Below are 17,415 nucleotides of genomic sequence, written 5' to 3'. Positions count from 1 at the left end.
CTGAGCAAACGCTCAGTCGGTCGCCGATTGTTCCAGACGGACGACGACGGACTTGCTGGCCGGGGTGTTGCTGGTGTCCGCGGTGGCGTCCAGCGGCACCAGGACGTTGGTCTCCGGGTAGTACGCGGCGGCGCAGCCCCGCGCGGTCGGGTAGTGCACCACCCGGAAGCCGGGCGCCCGCCGCTCCACGCCGTCCCTCCACTCGCTCACCAGGTCGACGTACGCCCCGTCCGCGAGGCGCAGGGCGGCGGCGTCCTCCGGGTTGACCAGCACCACCCGGCGCCCGTTGCGGATGCCCCGGTAGCGGTCGTCCAGGCCGTAGATCGTGGTGTTGTACTGGTCGTGCGAGCGCAGCGTCTGCAGCAGCAGGCGGCCCTCGGGCAGCTCCGGCCACTCCACCGGCGCCGCGGTGAAGTTGGCCTTGCCGGTCGCCGTCGGGAAGCGCCGCTCGTCGCGCGGCGCGTGCGGCAGGGCGAAACCGCCGGGGACGGCCACGCGCGCGTTGAAGTCCTCGAAGCCGGGGATCACCCGCGCGATGCGGTCCCGGATCGTCGCGTAGTCCCTCTCGAACTCCTCCCACGGCACCTTGCTCGCGTCGCCGAGCACCCGGCGGGCCAGACGGCACACGATGGCCGGCTCGGACAGCAGGTGCGGGCTCGCCGGCTCCAGGCGCCCGCGCGAGGCGTGCACCATGCCCATGGAGTCCTCCACCGTCACGAACTGCTCACCGCCGGCCTGGACATCGCGCTCGGTGCGGCCGAGGGTCGGCAGGATCAGCGCCCGCGCCCCCGTGACGACGTGCGAACGGTTCAGCTTCGTCGACACGTGCACGGTGAGCCGGGCCCGGCGCATTGCCGCCTCCGTGACCTCCGTGTCGGGGGAGGCGGAGACGAAGTTGCCGCCCATCGCGAAGAAGACCTTCGCCTCGCCGTCGCGCAGCGCGCGGATGGCCCGGACGACGTCATAGCCGTGCTCGCGCGGGGGAGCGAAGCCGAACTCCCTCTCCAGGGCGTCCAGGAAGGCGGGCGCGGGGCGCTCGAAGATGCCCATGGTGCGGTCGCCCTGCACGTTGGAGTGACCGCGCACCGGGCACACACCCGCACCCGGGCGGCCGATGTTCCCGCGCAGCAGCAGGAAGTTGACCACCTCGCGGATGGTCGGCACCGAGTGCTTGTGCTGGGTCAGGCCCATCGCCCAGCAGACGATGGTGCGCCGCGAGGCCAGCACCAGGCCGAGGGCCCGCTCGATCTCCTCCCGGGCCAGGCCCGTCGCCGCGAGCGTCTCGTCCCAGTCGGCCGCGCGGGCCGCCTCGGCGAACTCCTCGTACCCGTGCGTGTGTGCGCGGACGAACTCCTCGTCGACCGCGCCCTCCGTCTCGATGATCAGCTTGTTGAGCAGCCGGAAGAGTGCCTGGTCGCCGCCGATGCGAATCTGGAGGAACAGGTCGGTGAGGGCGGCGCCCCTCAGCATGCCCTGCGGTGTCTGCGGGTTCTTGAAGCGCTCCAGGCCCGCCTCGGGCAGCGGGTTCACGCTGATGATCCTCGCGCCGCCCGCCTTCGCCTTCTCCAGGGCGGAGAGCATGCGCGGGTGGTTCGTGCCCGGGTTCTGGCCCGCGACGATGATCAGGTCCGCCTGGTGCAGGTCGTCCAGGAGGACGCTGCCCTTGCCGATGCCGAGGGTCTCGGTCAGCGCCGAGCCCGACGACTCATGGCACATGTTCGAGCAGTCCGGCAGGTTGTTCGTGCCCAGTTCGCGGGCGAACAGCTGGTAGAGGAACGCGGCCTCGTTGCTGGTGCGGCCCGAGGTGTAGAAGACCGCCTCGTCCGGCGAGGAGAGGGCGGCGATCTCCTCCGCGACGATGCCGAAGGCGCGCTCCCAGGTCACCGGCTCGTAGTGCGTGCCGCCCTCCGGCAGGTACACGGGGTGGGTGAGGCGGCCCTGCTGGCCGAGCCAGTAGCCGCTGCGGCGGGCCAGGTCGGCGACCGGGTGGGCGGCGAAGAACTCGGGGGTGACCCGGCGCAGCGTCGCCTCCTCCGCCACCGCCTTCGCGCCGTTCTCGCAGAACTCCGCGGCGTGCCGCTTGTCCGGTTCGGGCCAGGCGCAGCCCGGGCAGTCGAAGCCGTCCTTCTGGTTGACGCTCAGCAGGGTCAGCGCGGTGCGCCTGAGCCCCATCTGCCGCTGGGCGGCGCGCAGGGTGTGCCCGACGGCGGGCAGCCCCGCCGCCGCGTGCTTCGGCTCGGCGACCTGCGGGGCGTCCTGAACCGGATCAGCCTTGGGCGGCTTCCTTGCCATCGCACGCTCTCCTTCGGCCGCGGGCGAGGGCGGGGCGCCGGCCGCGGGGGCCGGCTCGCGCTCCGCCTCGTTCTGTGTGAGGTACGTCTCCGATCCTCGCACGTGGCACCGACGGCGAGAGCCCCCGGGCGGACGGGCGGGCGCGGGCGGTGCCCGCCCGCGCCCGCCCGCGCCCGCCCGCCTCCGCGACCCGCCTCGCGCCCCCGCCTTCACGCCCCGCCTCGCGCCCCCGCCTTCACGCCCCGCCGCGTGCCCGCGCCTCCGCGCCCCGCCGTGCGGCCCCGCCCCCGCGGCCCGGTGCCGCCATGGCGTGGGGGCCGGCTGTCAGTGGGTCGTGGCAGGATCGGAGACGTGGCAGAGACAGCATCGAAGACGACCGACAACCCCTCCGGCGGGAGCCGTCCCCGGCTGATGCTCATGGACGGGCACTCCCTGGCCTACCGCGCGTTCTTCGCGCTGCCCGCGGAGAACTTCACGACCGCGACGGGCCAGCCGACGAACGCGATCTACGGCTTCGCGTCGATGCTCGCCAACACCCTGCGTGACGAGGAGCCCACGCACTTCGCGGTGGCCTTCGACGTCTCCCGCAAGACCTGGCGCTCGGAGGAGTTCACCGAGTACAAGGCGAACCGCTCCAAGACCCCCGACGAGTTCAAGGGCCAGGTCGAGCTGATCGGCGAACTCCTCGACGCCATGCACGTCTCCCGCTTCGCGGTCGAGGGGTACGAGGCGGACGACGTGATCGCCACCCTCGCCACCCAGGCGGAGGCCGAGGGCTTCGAGGTGCTGATCGTCACCGGCGACCGCGACTCCTTCCAGCTCGTGAGCGAGCACACCACCGTGCTCTACCCGACCAAGGGCGTCTCCGAGCTGACCCGCTTCACCCCGGAGAAGGTCCTCGAGAAGTACGGGCTCACGCCCGCGCAGTACCCCGACTTCGCCGCCCTGCGCGGCGACCCGTCCGACAACCTCCCGGGCATCCCCGGCGTCGGCGAGAAGACCGCGGCGAAGTGGATCAACCAGTTCGGGTCCTTCGCGGAGCTGGTCGAACGGGTCGACGAGGTCAAGGGCAAGGCCGGGCAGAACCTGCGCGACCACCTGGAGGCCGTCAAGCTCAACCGCCGGCTGACCGAGCTGGAGCGGCAGGTGCCGCTCGGCGCGACGGTCACCGAACTCCGGCGCGCCCCGTACGACCGCAAGGGCGTCGCGATGGTGCTGGACACCCTGGAGATCCGCAACCCGTCGCTGCGCGAGCGGCTGCTCGCCGTCGACCCCGGCGCCCAGGAGGCCGAGACCACCCCGGTCGTGGCGGACGGCGTCGAGCTGGACGGCAGGATCCTGTCCACCGGCGAGCTGGCCGGCTGGCTCGCCGAGCACGGCACCGGCCCGCTCGGTGTCGCCACCGTCGACACCTGGGCGCTCGGCAGCGGTTCCGTGGCCGAGATCGCCCTCGCCACCGCCGCCGGGCCGGCCGCCTGGTTCGACCCCTCCCAGCTCGACGAGGCCGACGAGACGGCGTTCGCCCGCTGGCTGGCCGACGCGGACCGGCCCAAGGTCCTGCACAACGCCAAGGGCGCCATGCGGGTCTTCGCCGAGCACGGCTGGACGATCGCCGGGGTCACCATGGACACCGCGCTCGCCGCGTACCTGGTCAAGCCGGGCCGCCGCTCCTTCGACCTGGACGCGCTGTCCCTGGAGTACCTGCACCGCGAGCTGGCGCCCGCCGCGGCCGCCGACGGGCAGCTCGCCTTCGGGGCGGACGACGGCGCCGAGGCCGAGGCGCTGATGATCCAGGCCCGGGCGGTCCTCGACCTGGGCGAGGCCTTCGAGGGCCGGCTCGCGGAGGTCGGCGCGGCCGACCTGCTGCGGGACGTGGAGCTGCCCACCTCCGCGCTGCTGGCCCGGATGGAACGGCACGGCATCGCGGCGGACCGGGCCCACCTGGAGGCCATGGAGCAGATGTTCGCCGGCGCGGTCCAGCAGGCGGTGAAGGAGGCCCACGCGGCCGCCGGGCACGAGTTCAACCTGGGCTCGCCCAAGCAGCTCCAGGAGGTCCTCTTCGGCGAGCTGGGCCTGCCGAAGACCAAGAAGACCAAGACCGGCTACACCACCGACGCCGACGCCCTGGCCTGGCTCGCCGGCCAGACGGACAACGAGCTGCCGGTGATCATGCTCCGCCACCGCGAGCAGGCCAAGCTCCGGGTCACGGTCGAGGGCCTGATCAAGACGATCGCGGCGGACGGCCGCATCCACACGACGTTCAACCAGACCGTCGCCGCCACCGGCCGCCTGTCGTCGACCGACCCGAACCTGCAGAACATCCCCGTCCGCACCGACGAGGGCCGGGCGATCCGGCGCGGCTTCGTGGTCGGCGAGGGCTTCGAGTCCCTGATGACGGCGGACTACAGCCAGATCGAGCTGCGGGTGATGGCCCACCTCTCCGAGGACGAGGGCCTGCTCCAGGCCTTCACCTCCGGCGAGGACCTGCACACCACGGTCGCCTCACAGGTGTTCTCGGTCGAGCGGGACGCGGTGGACGCGGAGATGCGCCGCAAGATCAAGGCGATGTCGTACGGCCTGGCGTACGGCCTGTCCGCGTTCGGCCTCTCGCAGCAGCTGAACATCGACGCGGCGGAGGCCCGCGCCCTGATGGACACGTACTTCGAGCGCTTCGGCGGGGTGCGGGACTATCTGCGCCGGGTGGTCGACGAGGCCCGCGCGACCGGCTACACCGAAACCCTGTTCGGCCGCCGCCGGTACCTGCCCGACCTGAACAGCGACAACCGCCAGCGCCGCGAGATGGCCGAGCGCATGGCGCTGAACGCGCCGATCCAGGGCACCGCGGCGGACATCGTCAAGATCGCGATGCTGAACGTCGACCGCGCCCTGCGCGAGGCCGGCCTGACCTCCCGCATGCTCCTCCAGGTCCACGACGAGATCGTGCTGGAGATCGCCCCGGGCGAGCGCGAGACCGCGGAGGAGATCGTCCGCCGGGAGATGGCCGGCGCGGTCCGGCTCAGGGCCCCCCTGGACGTCTCGGTCGGCGTCGGCCCCGACTGGGAATCGGCGGCCCACTGACCGGCCGCCCCCGCCCCGGGTGCCGGACCGGACCCCACCCGCCCCGGCACCCGAACACACACCGCGCAGGAGCGCGGTACCCCACGCCCCCACCCACACGCTCGCACTCGGCAGCGCACCGCAGGGGCGCGGGGAACTGCGCACCCGGCCACAACGCACCCGCGCCCGCACGGGGGCCCCGCCTGCACGCTCGCCCCGCGCGCGGCAGCGCACCGCAGGGGCGCGGGGAACTGCGCGACCAGCCACCACGCACCGGCAGCCCCGTACGACGGGAAACCACGCAGACGGGACGGAACCGCCCCACCCCCGGAGGGCACGTCACTCGCGTGGCCCCCGCGAAAACGCACCCCCCACCCCGTCCCCGTCAAGATGCCGCCATGGGTATACGCATGCTCAACCACCGCCTGGCGGCCCCACCGCTCCGGTCGGTCCCGGCCTTCTCGGCCGGCGCAAGCACCGCCCGTGTCCTCCCCGGCCCCGCGACGGTCCTGCGGCGCACCGCCGTGGACCTCCGGCACCGGATCGGCCGCCGCACACCCTCCGTCGTGCGCCTGTACGACGGAGCCGTCGAGGCCTGGCGGCCGTGGGCCGACCTCGCCCGCGACTGCCTGGCCCTCTTCCTCACCCTGACGGCGCGGCCCCGGCCGGCCTACACCGTCACCGTGTTCACGGCGACGGTGCCCGCCCTCAGCGAGCCGCCGAACGGCTCCGGGGCCGGTCCCCGCCGCCCCCGCCGTCCCCGCCGCCCACGGCGTCCGCGCCGCGGCCGCCGGGCACCGAAGCCGGGCGCCACATCCTGACGCCCGCGGCGTACAGCAGCACGCCGACCGTCACACCGGCCCCCGCCCCGAAGCACACCGTCGGGATCAGTTCGTAGGGCTTGGCGACGGACCCCCAGTACTCCCACCACCGCACCGCCCGCCGGACCGCCGCGACCGCGGCGCAACCGCCGATCAGGGCCACGCCCCACCAGCGGTCCCGCGACGACAGCGACGGCACCCCCGACGGCTCGGCCGCGGGGGCGCGCCGGAGCGCCCGGGCGGCGAACACGCCGATCACCACCGCGGCGACGGCCGAACCGCCGTACTGCAGGTACCAGTACAGCGGCGAGCCCGCGATCTCCCGGCCCAGCACCGGGAACACCCGCATGCCCCACCGGTCGAGATGGGTGAACGCGTCCCACACCACGTGCGTCAGCGCGCCGAGCACCGCGGAGACGTACCAGCGCAGGACCAGACCGGCCGTCACACCCGCACGGAGCGTCCCGCACCGCAGCAGGGCGGCCGGACGCCGCTGCCGGCCGCGGGGCAGCAGCGCCACCAGCGGTTCCCGGACCAGCAGCCAGAGCGCGACCAGCGCCCACGCCACCGCCACATCGACCGTGAGCACCCCGGGGAAGGAGTGGGTGACCTCGCCGAACTCCATCGCCTCGGGCAGGACACTCGCCGCGTAGTACGTCATGTCGGGCGCGAACGACCCCGCGATCAGCACGGCCGGCACCAGGGCCGCCCGGCCGGTTCCGTCGGCGCGCACGGCGGGCAGCACGGCCGCGGCATGGCTGAGTGTGAACGGCAACGGAGCTCCCCGGGGCGGACGATGACGCCCAGTATGCGTTCCGATCGTGTGACCTGGGGAACCGTCCGGGTGGCCAGTGCGTGCCAAGTAGGGAAAATCGGCCCGCAACCGGTGCCCGGGCGCGAGAAGTTGTCGTAGGGTCGCGAGGGCCGACGCGTAGGGAGCGCGCCGAACCGAGCAACAAAACCACAAAAGCAGAAATTCGCCAACAGACCGGGCAGACGCGGACGCTGGGACGTCCGTTGGGAGGGGTTCACTTCATGGCGGCGCAATTCGGCAGCAGGCTGCGCAAGGGAGCGGCGAACACGGCCGTGGCCGCGGTCGCGGTCGCGGCCCTGGCCGCGTCCCAGGCTCCCGAGGTGACGACCGACGGCGCCGGCGGACAGACCTCCACCGGAGCGCCCTCCGCGGACGCGCCCGCCGACGACAGCGCGACCGGCAACTCGCCGTACTACACGGACCTGCCGCCGCTGAACAGTCCCACCCCGTCGCCCTCCAGCGGCGCCACCGGCACCCCGGTCGTCACCGGCGACGCCGCCGCCGGCATACCGGCGACGGTGCTCGACGCCTACAAGAGGGCCGAGGCCACGCTGCGCGAGAAGAAGCCCGGCTGCAACCTGCCGTGGGAACTCCTCGCGGCCATCGGCAAGGTGGAGTCGGGGCAGGCGCGCGGCGGCCAGGTGTCCGCCGACGGCACCACGACCAGCCCGATCCTCGGCCCGCAGCTCAACGGTGCCGGCTTCGCCAACATCAGCGACACCGACGACGGCGCCTACGACGGGGACGCCTCCTACGACCGTGCCGTGGGCCCCATGCAGTTCATCCCGTCCACCTGGGCGTGGGCGGGCCGGGACGGCAACGGCGACGGCGCGAAGGACCCCAACAACATCTACGACGCCGCGCTGGCCGCCGGCCACTACCTGTGCCGCTTCGGCTGGGACCTGTCCACCGCGAGCGACCTGCGCAGCGCGATCCTCAGCTACAACAACTCGACGGACTACCTGAACACGGTCCTGTCGTGGCTGGAGTACTACCGCAAGGGCACCCACGAGGTCCCGGACGGCACCGGCCAGCTGCCGTCCGGCCGCAGCGACACGCCCGCCGGGGCGAGCCCGACGCCGACGCCGCCCGCGACGTCCAGACCGCCCGTGAAGCCGAAGCCCACGCCGCCGGCCTCCGGTGGCGGCTCCCAGAGGCCGACCACGCCCCCGCCCACCACCACGCCGCCGCCCACGACGCCCCCCACCACCCCGCCGCCCACCACTCCGCCGACCGCCACGGACCGGGTGCACCACCTGGAGGACGCGGGCACCGGTCAGCTCACCGCCATGGCGGGCGACGTGTTCAGCGAGCGGATCAGCACCCGCGCGGAGACCGAGTCCGGCGAGGGCGTCGGCCGGGTCCGGGTCCGCTTCACCATCGTCGGGGCCACGGACGCCACCTTCCCCGGCGGCGAGACCGTGGCGACCGTCGCCACCGGCAGCACCGGTGTGGCCGTCGCGCCCGCGCTCCGGGCGGGCGAGAAGACCGGCGCGTTCACGGTGCGCGCCACCGTCGTGGGCCGCTCCGTGCCCGGTGCCGACTACTCGGCGACGGTCACCGCGCGGGCCGCCGACACCCTCGTCCGCACCACCGGCACCCCCCTGACCTGTGTCGCGGGCGGCGCGTTCGCCGAGCCGGTGCAGGTGAAGGCGACGTACCGGGGCGCCGTCGCCGACGGGGTCGCGGCCACCGCGACACTCGTCACGGCGGCGGACGACCCGGCGGTCAACGACAAGGGCCCCTACTTCAAGGACGCGGACGGCAAGGCCGTGCGCACCCTCACGGGCCTGAAGACCGGCGCCGACGGCCTGCTGACGCTCCCTCAGCTTTACGCGGACGACACCGTCGGCACGTTCCTGCTGCGCCTGACCACCACGGGCGGCGCCACGCTCACCGTGGAGCTGACCGTGACGGCGCCGACGGCCTCGCCGAGCCCGTCCCAGAGCGAGCCGGCCGGCGGCCCGGAAAGCGAGCCGGCCCCGGCCGGAACCTGACCGCGCACCGCGCCGCGCCCGGTCCGGCGGCCCCCGTCCCGCCCCGGCGGCACCCGGACCGACGCGGCGTCGGTCACCGGCGCCGGTGTCACCGGCCGAGCCGCGCCTTGGTGTGCCGGGTCGGCTCCGCGGTGGCCGGGTCCTCCGGCCACGGATGCTTCGGGTACCGGCCGCGCAGCTCCGCGCGGACACCGCGGTAGCCGTCCTTCCAGAAGGAGGCGAGATCGGCGGTGACGGCGGCCGGGCGGCCGGCGGGGGAGAGCAGGTGCACCAGCAGCGGCACCCCGGCGACCCGCGGTGACTCCTGCAACCCGAACATCTCCTGCAACTTCACCGCCAGCACCGGCCGTTCGGGATCCGCGTAGTCGACCCGCACGGCCGACCCGCTCGGTACGGTGATCCGCTCCGGGGCCAGCTCGTCCAGCCGCGCGGCGTCCCCCGACGCCCACGGCAGCAGCCGGGCCAGGCACTGCCCGGCGTCGATCCGCGCCAGATCCGCGCGTCGCCGGGCCCGGCCCAGCTCCGGCTCCAGCCACTCCGCCACGCGCGCGTGCAGCGCCTCGTCGGACACGTCCGGCCACGGATCGCCCAGCCGCAGCCGCAGGAACGCCAGCCGCTGCCGCAGCGCCTCCGCCTCCCGGGACCACCGCAGCAGGCCGAAGCCCTCCCGCCGCAGCCCGTCGACCAGTGCCTCCCGCACGAGGCCGGGCGCGGGCTCCCGAAGCGGCCGCACGGCCAGCTCGACCGCTCCCAGCCGCTCGACGCGGCGGGCGACGACGTCCCCGTCCGTCCAGCGGATCTCGTCCGCCCCGGCCAGCAGCGCCCCCGCCGAGCGCCGTGCGATCTCCTCGTCGACGACCGCCGCGAGCCGCACCCGCGCGTGCCCCCGGCCCAGCGGCCGGTCGGCCACCGCCACGGCGATCCACGGCGCCCCGCGCAACGCGCTGCCCTCGCCGGTCTCGGCCCGCGTCCCCGACACCATGAGGTACGACCCGCCGTCCGCCCGGGCGACCCGCTCCGGATAGGCGAACGCGGCGACAGTCCCGACGAGCCGGTCCTCCCCCGTGGCCGCCCGCTCGGCGGGGGACGCGGCCGGACCCGTCCGCTCGTCCACCGCGTTCACCGCGTCCCGCTCGTCGACCGCGTCCCGCGCGGTGGGCCGGTCACCACCGTCCCGCGGGTCCGGGCCGGTCGCGTCCACGAGGGCGCGCAGCCGCCGCACCTCCGTGCGCCACCGCGCGGCGTAGGCGTCACCGCCGCGCCGGGCGGCGCGCAGCGCCCCCGCGAGGTCGTCACCGTACTCGCGCGGCGGCTCCTCGCTCAGCAGGGCGACCACCTCGGCGGCACGGTCCGCCCCGACGAGCGGGGCGGCGTCGAGCAGGGCGCGCCCCAGCCGCGGGTGCAGACCGAGCCGCGACAGCCGGACGCCCCGCTCCGTGGCCCGGCCGGCGCGGTCCACCGCCCCGATCGCCGCCAGCACGCGCCGCGCCGCCGCCATCGCGCCACCGGGCGGCGGATCCAGCAGCGCCAGCCCGCTCGCCTCCGGATCGCCCCAGCAGGCGGCCTGCAGGGCGAACGCCGTCAGGTCGGCCACCTGGATCTCCGGCGCCGGGAAACGCGGCAGCCGCGCGTCCTCGGCCTCCGCCCAGCAGCGGTACACCACGCCCGGCGCCTCACGCCCGGCGCGCCCCGCCCGCTGCCGCCCGGACGCCTGCGAGGCCCGCACGGTCGTCAGCGCGCTCAGCCCGCGCGCGTGGTCCACACGCGGCTCCCGGGCCAGTCCCGAGTCGACGACCACCCGCACCCCCGGCACGGTCAGCGAGGACTCCGCCACCGCCGTCGACAGCACCACCCGGCGGCGCGTCCCCGGCACCAGCACCGCGTCCTGCACCGCCGCCGGCGCCCTCCCGTGCACCTGGAGCACGTCGACGTCCCCCAGGTCCCCCAGCTGCCCGGCGACCCGGGCGATCTCCCCGGCACCGGGCAGGAAGCACAGCACGTCCCCCGGCCGTTCGGCCAGCGCCCGGCGCACCACCGACGCCACGTGCGTCAGCAGCGCCGGATCCACCCGCATGCCGTGCGGCGGCCGCACGGGACGCGGCGGCGGGGCCCAGAGGACCTCCACCGGGTGGGAGACGCCCCGCGCCTCGACCACCGGTGCTCCGCCCAGCAGCCGCGCCCACCCTTCGGCGTCCGTGGTCGCCGAGGCGGCGACCAGCCGCAGGTCCGGCCGCAGCGCCTCCCGTACGTCCCACAGGAACGCCGCCGCCGTGTCCGCGTCCAGATGCCGCTCGTGGCACTCGTCGAGCACCACCACGTCGACCCCGGTCAGCTCCTGGTCGCGCTGGAGCCGCTGGAGCAGCACACCCGTGGTGACGACCTCCACGCGCGTGTGCCGCCCGACGACCCGCTCCCCGCGCACGGTGTACCCGACGGTGCCGCCGGCCTTCTCGCCCAGCAGCCAGGCCATCCGCCGCGCCGCCGCCCGCGCGGCGATCCGGCGCGGCTCGGCGACCACCACCCGGCGTGCGGGGCCGTCGGACGGCAATCCCGCCAGCGCGAGCGGCATCAGCGTCGTCTTGCCGGTGCCCGGCGGCGCCACCAGCACCGCGGCGCCGGGCCCGGCCAGGGCGTCGCGCAGCGCGGGCAGGGCACCGCGCACGGGAAGGGCGTCCAGAGCGTCGTAACGGATCACGCTCCCCAGTGTCGTACGACGGAAAAGGCGCCCCTCACGCGCGCGTGATCCTTGTCTGTGTGTGGACTCGTGAACTTGTCGACTTGTGGACCGCCCGTTACGCGCTGCCGGCGCCGGGCGGCGCGGCGCGGCTCAGTCCCGCTCGCAGACGAAGATCGCCGTCCCCGGGATGAGGTTGCCGCGCAGCGGCGACCAGCCGCCCCACTCGGAGGTGTTCCACGCGGGCCACTCCGGTTCGACCAGGTCCACCAGCCGGAAGCCGGACGCCACCACGTCCCGGACCCGGTCGCCGAGCGTGCGGTGGTGCTCGACGTAGACCGCGCGGCCCTGCTCGTCCTGTTCGACGTACGGCGTGCGGTCGAAGTAGGAGCCGGAGACGGACAGTCCCTCCGGGCCCGGCTCGTCCGGGAAGGCCCAGCGGATCGGATGGGTCACCGAGAAGACGAAACGGCCGCCCGGCCGCAGCACCCGGCGCACCTCGCGCAGCACCAGCCGCGGGTCCGCCACGAACGGCAGCGCGCCGTACGCCGAGCACGCCAGGTCGAAGGAGCCGTCCGCGAACGGCAGGGCGCACGCGTCGGCGCACACCAGCGGGAAGGAGCCGCCGATGCGCAGGGCGTGCTGGAGCTGGCGGTGGGAGAGGTCCAGGGCGACCGGACGGGCCCCCTGGGCGGCCAGCCAGCGAGCGCACTGCGCCGCCCCCGCGCCGATCTCCAGGACGTCCCTGCCGCTCAGCTCCTCCGGCGGGCCGAGCAGCCCGGCCTCCACCTCGTCCAGGCCCTCGGGGCCCCACACGAACCGGTCGTCGCCGAGGAACGTGCCGTGCTCGGTCTGGTACTCGTCCGCGTTGCGGTCCCACCAGCCCCGGTTGGCCCGGGCGCTCTCGGTGACCCCCGCGTCCCGCCGGGTGGCCTCCGGCTCGGTCACGGGCTCGGCGGTTTCGGGCTCTTGGATGATCGGCTCCCTCGTCGTACTCTTCCGTCCAACCCGTCCCGGCGGTGCCGTCGAAGGGGCGCCCCGGGCCTGCGTGAGCGCCGGGCGTGTCCGATTTGCGGCCGCCGCCGCACGGGATTGTGCCGGGATTGCGGCGATCCGCCCCGGGTGTGCGCCTTCGCGCATTGACCCTGCCCGGCTGCCCCCGTATGCTACAAGTTGCGCTGCGGGCCTGCGCACCTCAGACGTAGCAGGCTGCGCTCGCATCTGTTGTATGTCCCCTCGGTTGTCGAGGCGCCAACACCGGTTCCGGCTGGTGAGGCGCTTCCTTGGCTGTCCGGCTTCTGCAGAGCGAAACGGGCTCCCGGCGTAGCAGTACCTACGACTTCAATGTCCGTACCGGAGCCCTTTCCCACATGACGAGCAGCACCGAGACCACCGCCACCACCCCGCAGGTAGCGGTCAACGACATCGGTAACGAGGAAGCCTTCCTCGCCGCGATCGACGAGACGATCAAGTACTTCAACGACGGCGACATCGTCGACGGCGTCATCGTGAAGGTCGACCGGGACGAGGTCCTGCTCGACATCGGTTACAAGACCGAAGGCGTTATCCCGAGCCGCGAGCTCTCGATCAAGCACGACGTCGACCCCAACGAGGTCGTCGCCGTGGGTGACGAGATCGAGGCCCTGGTCCTCCAGAAGGAGGACAAGGAAGGCCGCCTGATCCTCTCGAAGAAGCGCGCCCAGTACGAGCGTGCCTGGGGCACCATCGAGAAGATCAAGGAAGAGGACGGGATCGTCACCGGTACCGTCATCGAGGTCGTCAAGGGTGGTCTCATCCTCGACATCGGCCTCCGTGGCTTCCTCCCGGCCTCCCTGGTCGAGATGCGCCGCGTCCGCGACCTCCAGCCCTACGTGGGCAAGGAGCTCGAGGCCAAGATCATCGAGCTGGACAAGAACCGCAACAACGTGGTCCTGTCCCGCCGTGCCTGGCTGGAGCAGACCCAGTCCGAGGTCCGCCAGACGTTCCTCACCACCCTCCAGAAGGGTCAGGTCCGTTCCGGCGTCGTCTCCTCGATCGTCAACTTCGGTGCCTTTGTGGACCTGGGTGGCGTCGACGGTCTGGTCCACGTCTCCGAGCTGTCCTGGAAGCACATCGACCACCCGTCCGAGGTCGTCGAGGTCGGCCAGGAGGTCACCGTCGAGGTCCTCGACGTGGACATGGACCGCGAGCGCGTCTCCCTGTCGCTGAAGGCGACCCAGGAAGACCCGTGGCAGCAGTTCGCCCGCACCCACCAGATCGGCCAGGTCGTGCCCGGCAAGGTCACGAAGCTGGTTCCGTTCGGTGCGTTCGTCCGCGTGGACGAGGGCATCGAGGGTCTGGTCCACATCTCCGAGCTGGCCGAGCGCCACGTGGAGATCCCGGAGCAGGTCGTCCAGGTCAACGACGAGATCTTCGTCAAGGTCATCGACATCGACCTCGAGCGCCGTCGCATCAGCCTCTCGCTGAAGCAGGCCAACGAGTCCTTCGGTGCCGACCCGTCCGCGGTCGAGTTCGACCCGACCCTGTACGGCATGGCCGCGTCCTACGACGACCAGGGCAACTACATCTACCCCGAGGGCTTCGACCCGGAGACCAACGACTGGCTGCCGGGCTACGAGAAGCAGCGCGAGGAGTGGGAGCGCCAGTACGCGGAGGCGCAGTCACGCTTCGAGCAGCACCAGCAGCAGGTCATCAAGTCCCGCGAGGCGGACGCCCAGGCCGCTGCCGAGGGTGGCGAGGCCGCCGCTCCGGCCGCTTCCGGTGGCGGTTCGTACTCCTCCGAGGGCGGCGACAACTCCGGCGCCCTGGCGTCGGACGAGGCGCTGGCCGCGCTGCGCGAGAAGCTGGCCGGCGGCCAGAGCTGAGCGCAGCCCGCTGAGGGGCAGCCGACAAAGGTCCGAGGGCCCGCATCCCACCAGGGGTGCGGGCCCTCGGCCTGTCCGGCGCCGGTCCGGTGTCCGTCGCTGCCCGTCCGGTGTCCGTCCGGTGCCCGTTCGCCCTGCGCCGCCTCGTCCCCTCCGGGGGCCCTCGGCTGCGGCGACCCGCGGCCGCGCGTGTCTCCCCGCCGCACGCCCCGCCTCCCGCGGCCCCGTCACGCCCCGCGACAGGACGTCACGGAACCAGCCGGGTCCGGGAATGCCCGTCCGCCGGGCCGCGTTGTTCCGTACGGACACGAGGAGGAGCGGTCACAGTGCTTGATCCGCAGGGTTTGTACACGTGGGAGCCGAAGGGCCTGGCCGTCGTCGACATGGCGCTCGCCCAGGAATCGGCCGGTCTTGTCATGCTCTACCACTTCGACGGATACATCGACGCGGGGGAGACCGGCGACCAGATCGTCGGCCGGCTCCTCGACTCGCTGCCCCACCAGGTCGTCGCCCGCTTCGACCACGACCGGCTCGTCGACTACCGGGCCCGCCGGCCGCTGCTGACCTTCCGGCGCGACCGGTGGACCGGCTACGAGGAGCCCACGCTCGCCGTGCGCATCGTCCAGGACGCCACCGGCGCGCCCTTCCTGCTGCTGTCGGGCCCGGAGCCGGACGTGGAGTGGGAGCGCTTCGCGGCGGCCGTGGAGCAGATCGTGGAGCGTCTCGGCGTACGCCTCGCCGTGAACTTCCACGGCATCCCCATGGGCGTCCCTCACACCCGCCCCGTGGGGCTCACCCCGCACGGCAACCGGACCGAACTGGTCCCCGGCCACCGCAGCCCCTTCGAGGAGGCACAGGTGCCCGGCAGCGCCGAGTCCCTGGTCGAGTACCGGCTGATGGAGGCCGGGCACGACGTTCTGGGCGTCGCCGCGCACGTCCCGCACTACATCGCCCGCTCGCCGTACCCCGACGCGGCCCTGACCGTCCTGGAAGCCGTCACCGCGGCGACCGGACTGGTCCTGCCGGGCATCGCGCACGCGCTGCGCACGGAGGCGTACCGCACACAGACGGAGATCGAGCGGCAGATCCGGGAGGGCGACGAGGAGCTGACGGCGCTCGTCCAGGGCTTGGAGCACCAGTACGACGCGGTGGCCGGCGCGGAGACGCGCGGCAACATGCTCGCCGAGCCCGTGGAGATCCCCTCGGCGGACGAGATCGGGCGGGAGTTCGAGCGGTTCCTCGCGGAGCGGGAGGGCGACGGCTGACGCGGGGGGACGCGGTGCGGCCCGGGGACGCGGTCCGGCGTCGCAGGGAGGCGGTACGGCGCGGTACGACGTCGCGGGGTCGCGGCACGGCGCCGCGCCTCCCGTCCGGGCGGGAGGGCGGCCGTGAACCGGGTGGGCCCCGCCCGCTCGCGTCGTGACCGGCAGGGCCTAAGCTTCCGCTCATGCTGACTGTGGGCCTGACCGGAGGCATCGGCGCCGGCAAGAGCGAGGTGTCGCGCCTGCTCGTGGAGCGCGGCGCGGTGCTGATCGACGCGGACCGCATCGCGCGCGAGGTCGTGGCACCGGGGACCCCCGGGCTCGCCGCGGTCGTCGAGGCCTTCGGCGAGCAGGTGCTGGCCCCGGACGGTGGCCTGGACCGGCCCCGGCTCGGCTCCATCGTCTTCGCCGACCCGGAGAAGCTGGCCGTCCTGAACTCGATCGTGCACCCCCTCGTCGGAGCCCGGTCCCGCGAGCTGGAGGCCGCCGCCGCGGAGGACGCCGTCGTGGTGCACGACGTGCCGCTGCTCACGGAGAACGGCCTGGCGCCGCTCTACGACGTGGTGATCGTCGTCGACGCCGCCCCGGAGACCCAGCTCGACCGGCTGGTCCGGCTGCGCGGCATGACCGAGGAGGACGCCCGCGCGCGCATGGCGGCACAGGCGAGCCGGGAGAAGCGCCGTGAGATCGCGGACATCGTGATCGACAACGACGTGCCGCTGGCGGAGCTGGAGCGCCGGGTCGGGGACGTATGGGCCGAGCTGGTCCGCCGCGCCCGTGCCCCCGAGGACGCGGCGCGGGAATAACCGGCCCCCGTCGCGGCGTTGAGCGGACGCAGCCAGGGAAGGAATGTGCCGTGCCCGAGACCAGCGGTTCGACCGGACGCTCTCCGGAGACGCACGTCATCGACTTCCGCGCCGCCGAGCAGCTGCTCGCCGCGCGGGACCCGCGGGGCGCGGTGAAGCTGCTCGACGGCGTGATCGCCGCGCACCCCGAGAACACCGCGGCCCGGCTGCTGCGCGCCCGCGCCTTCTTCGCGGCCGCGCAACTGCGCCCTGCCGAACTCGAGTTCACCATCGTGCTGGAACGCGAACCGGACAACGCGTTCGCGCACTTCGCGCTCGCCCGCACCTATGAGCGGCAGGGCCGCCCCGACCAGGCCAGACGCCACTTCCGGCTGGCGGCCGCGCTGGACCCGAACCCGGAGTACCTGAAGGCGGCGCGCTTCGACTGAGGCGGGCTCGTCCCGACCGGCCCTCAGGGCGCCGGCCCCTCCGGAGGCCGGTACGGCGGGACGTCGGGACCGGGCTGGTAGTGCGGGCCCTGGCGGATGTGCCGCAGGATCACCGCCATGTCGACCGTGACGACCAGCCACAGCACTCCGCAGGCGACGGCCCAGCCGGTCCGCCCGGCCAGCGCGAACGCCGCCGTGCCGAAGACCGCCCAGACCAGCCCCCACACGCTCAGCCAGAACCGCGCCCGCAGGGCACTGCGCGCCGTCCTCGGCTCACTGCCTGTACGCATCCGGACCACCGTTCCTCCCTGCAACGTACTCCCGTGTCCGGCGGCGCTCCAGCGCGGCACCGACGCCCCGGCCAGGGGTTTGACAAGCGCGCCGTCACTCGAACGGGTGG

11 protein-coding genes are annotated in these 17,415 nt (G+C 74.0%); 6 read left to right on the top strand and 5 right to left on the bottom strand.

Annotation, left to right across the window (positions count from 1 at the left end; all coding sequences use genetic code 11):
- Nucleotides 1-12: 12 nt before the first annotated feature.
- Nucleotides 13-2,292: an FdhF/YdeP family oxidoreductase gene (locus SGLAU_RS08950; RefSeq protein WP_043499938.1), complete on the bottom strand. Its 2,280-nt coding sequence runs from the start codon at nt 2,290-2,292 to the stop codon at nt 13-15.
- A 351-nt stretch (nt 2,293-2,643) separates the two neighbouring features.
- Between SGLAU_RS08950 and polA the strand changes: the two genes are divergently transcribed.
- Nucleotides 2,644-5,370 (top strand): DNA polymerase I, encoded by a 2,727-nt coding sequence (gene polA, locus SGLAU_RS08945; RefSeq protein ID WP_043499935.1) that lies wholly within the window; start codon nt 2,644-2,646, stop codon nt 5,368-5,370.
- A 687-nt stretch (nt 5,371-6,057) separates the two neighbouring features.
- Here the strand turns inward: polA and SGLAU_RS08940 are convergent.
- Nucleotides 6,058-6,945: a DUF4184 family protein gene (locus SGLAU_RS08940; protein ID WP_078957643.1), complete on the bottom strand. Its 888-nt coding sequence runs from the start codon at nt 6,943-6,945 to the stop codon at nt 6,058-6,060.
- Between the two features lie 260 nt (nt 6,946-7,205).
- Between SGLAU_RS08940 and SGLAU_RS08935 the strand changes: the two genes are divergently transcribed.
- Nucleotides 7,206-8,981, top strand: coding sequence for a lytic transglycosylase domain-containing protein (locus tag SGLAU_RS08935; protein ID WP_043499934.1), 1,776 nt, complete (start codon nt 7,206-7,208; stop codon nt 8,979-8,981).
- An 88-nt stretch (nt 8,982-9,069) separates the two neighbouring features.
- Here SGLAU_RS08935 and hrpB read toward each other — a convergent pair whose 3' ends face one another.
- Both hrpB and SGLAU_RS08925 read right to left on the bottom strand, forming a co-directional pair.
- Nucleotides 9,070-11,676 (bottom strand): ATP-dependent helicase HrpB, encoded by a 2,607-nt coding sequence (hrpB, locus tag SGLAU_RS08930; RefSeq protein WP_043499931.1) that lies wholly within the window; start codon nt 11,674-11,676, stop codon nt 9,070-9,072.
- Between the two features lie 132 nt (nt 11,677-11,808).
- A complete protein-coding gene (locus tag SGLAU_RS08925; protein WP_043506421.1) occupies nt 11,809-12,630 on the bottom strand; it encodes a class I SAM-dependent methyltransferase in 822 nt (273 codons plus the stop codon).
- 395 nt (nt 12,631-13,025) lie between these two features.
- On the opposite strand from SGLAU_RS08925, the gene rpsA reads away from it, so the two are divergent.
- The 4 genes from rpsA (at nt 13,026) to SGLAU_RS08905 (ending at nt 17,015) form a co-directional block, all read left to right on the top strand.
- On the top strand, nt 13,026-14,519 hold the full coding sequence (gene rpsA / locus SGLAU_RS08920) for a 30S ribosomal protein S1 (protein ID WP_043499930.1): 1,494 nt from the start codon (nt 13,026-13,028) through the stop codon (nt 14,517-14,519).
- Nucleotides 14,520-14,845: 326 nt separating this feature from the next.
- Nucleotides 14,846-15,784, top strand: a complete 939-nt coding sequence (locus SGLAU_RS08915; RefSeq protein WP_043499928.1) for a PAC2 family protein — start codon at nt 14,846-14,848, stop codon at nt 15,782-15,784.
- 182 nt (nt 15,785-15,966) lie between these two features.
- Complete coding sequence (coaE, locus tag SGLAU_RS08910) at nt 15,967-16,587, top strand: dephospho-CoA kinase (protein ID WP_043499927.1); 621 nt, start codon at nt 15,967-15,969, stop codon at nt 16,585-16,587.
- Between the two features lie 50 nt (nt 16,588-16,637).
- Nucleotides 16,638-17,015, top strand: coding sequence for a tetratricopeptide repeat protein (locus SGLAU_RS08905; protein ID WP_043499926.1), 378 nt, complete (start codon nt 16,638-16,640; stop codon nt 17,013-17,015).
- A 23-nt stretch (nt 17,016-17,038) separates the two neighbouring features.
- Here SGLAU_RS08905 and SGLAU_RS08900 read toward each other — a convergent pair whose 3' ends face one another.
- On the bottom strand, nt 17,039-17,305 hold the full coding sequence (locus SGLAU_RS08900) for a DUF6343 family protein (RefSeq protein WP_043499924.1): 267 nt from the start codon (nt 17,303-17,305) through the stop codon (nt 17,039-17,041).
- Between the last annotated feature and the right edge of the window lie 110 nt (nt 17,306-17,415).

It is taken from the genome of Streptomyces glaucescens (assembly GCF_000761215.1).
Taxonomy (GTDB): domain Bacteria; phylum Actinomycetota; class Actinomycetes; order Streptomycetales; family Streptomycetaceae; genus Streptomyces; species Streptomyces glaucescens_B.
The sequence above is the reverse complement of the archived record's forward strand: the minus strand, read 5'-3'. Positions and strand labels throughout refer to the sequence as shown.

Coding starts and splice junctions, on each gene's coding strand:
- SGLAU_RS08950 (WP_043499938.1), bottom strand. CDS start 2,292: ATGGCAAGGAAGCCGCCCAAGGCTGATCCGGTTCAGGACGCCCCGCAG.
- SGLAU_RS08935 (WP_043499934.1), top strand. CDS start 7,206: ATGGCGGCGCAATTCGGCAGCAGGCTGCGCAAGGGAGCGGCGAACACG.
- rpsA (WP_043499930.1), top strand. CDS start 13,026: ATGACGAGCAGCACCGAGACCACCGCCACCACCCCGCAGGTAGCGGTC.
- coaE (WP_043499927.1), top strand. CDS start 15,967: ATGCTGACTGTGGGCCTGACCGGAGGCATCGGCGCCGGCAAGAGCGAG.
- SGLAU_RS08900 (WP_043499924.1), bottom strand. CDS start 17,305: ATGCGTACAGGCAGTGAGCCGAGGACGGCGCGCAGTGCCCTGCGGGCG.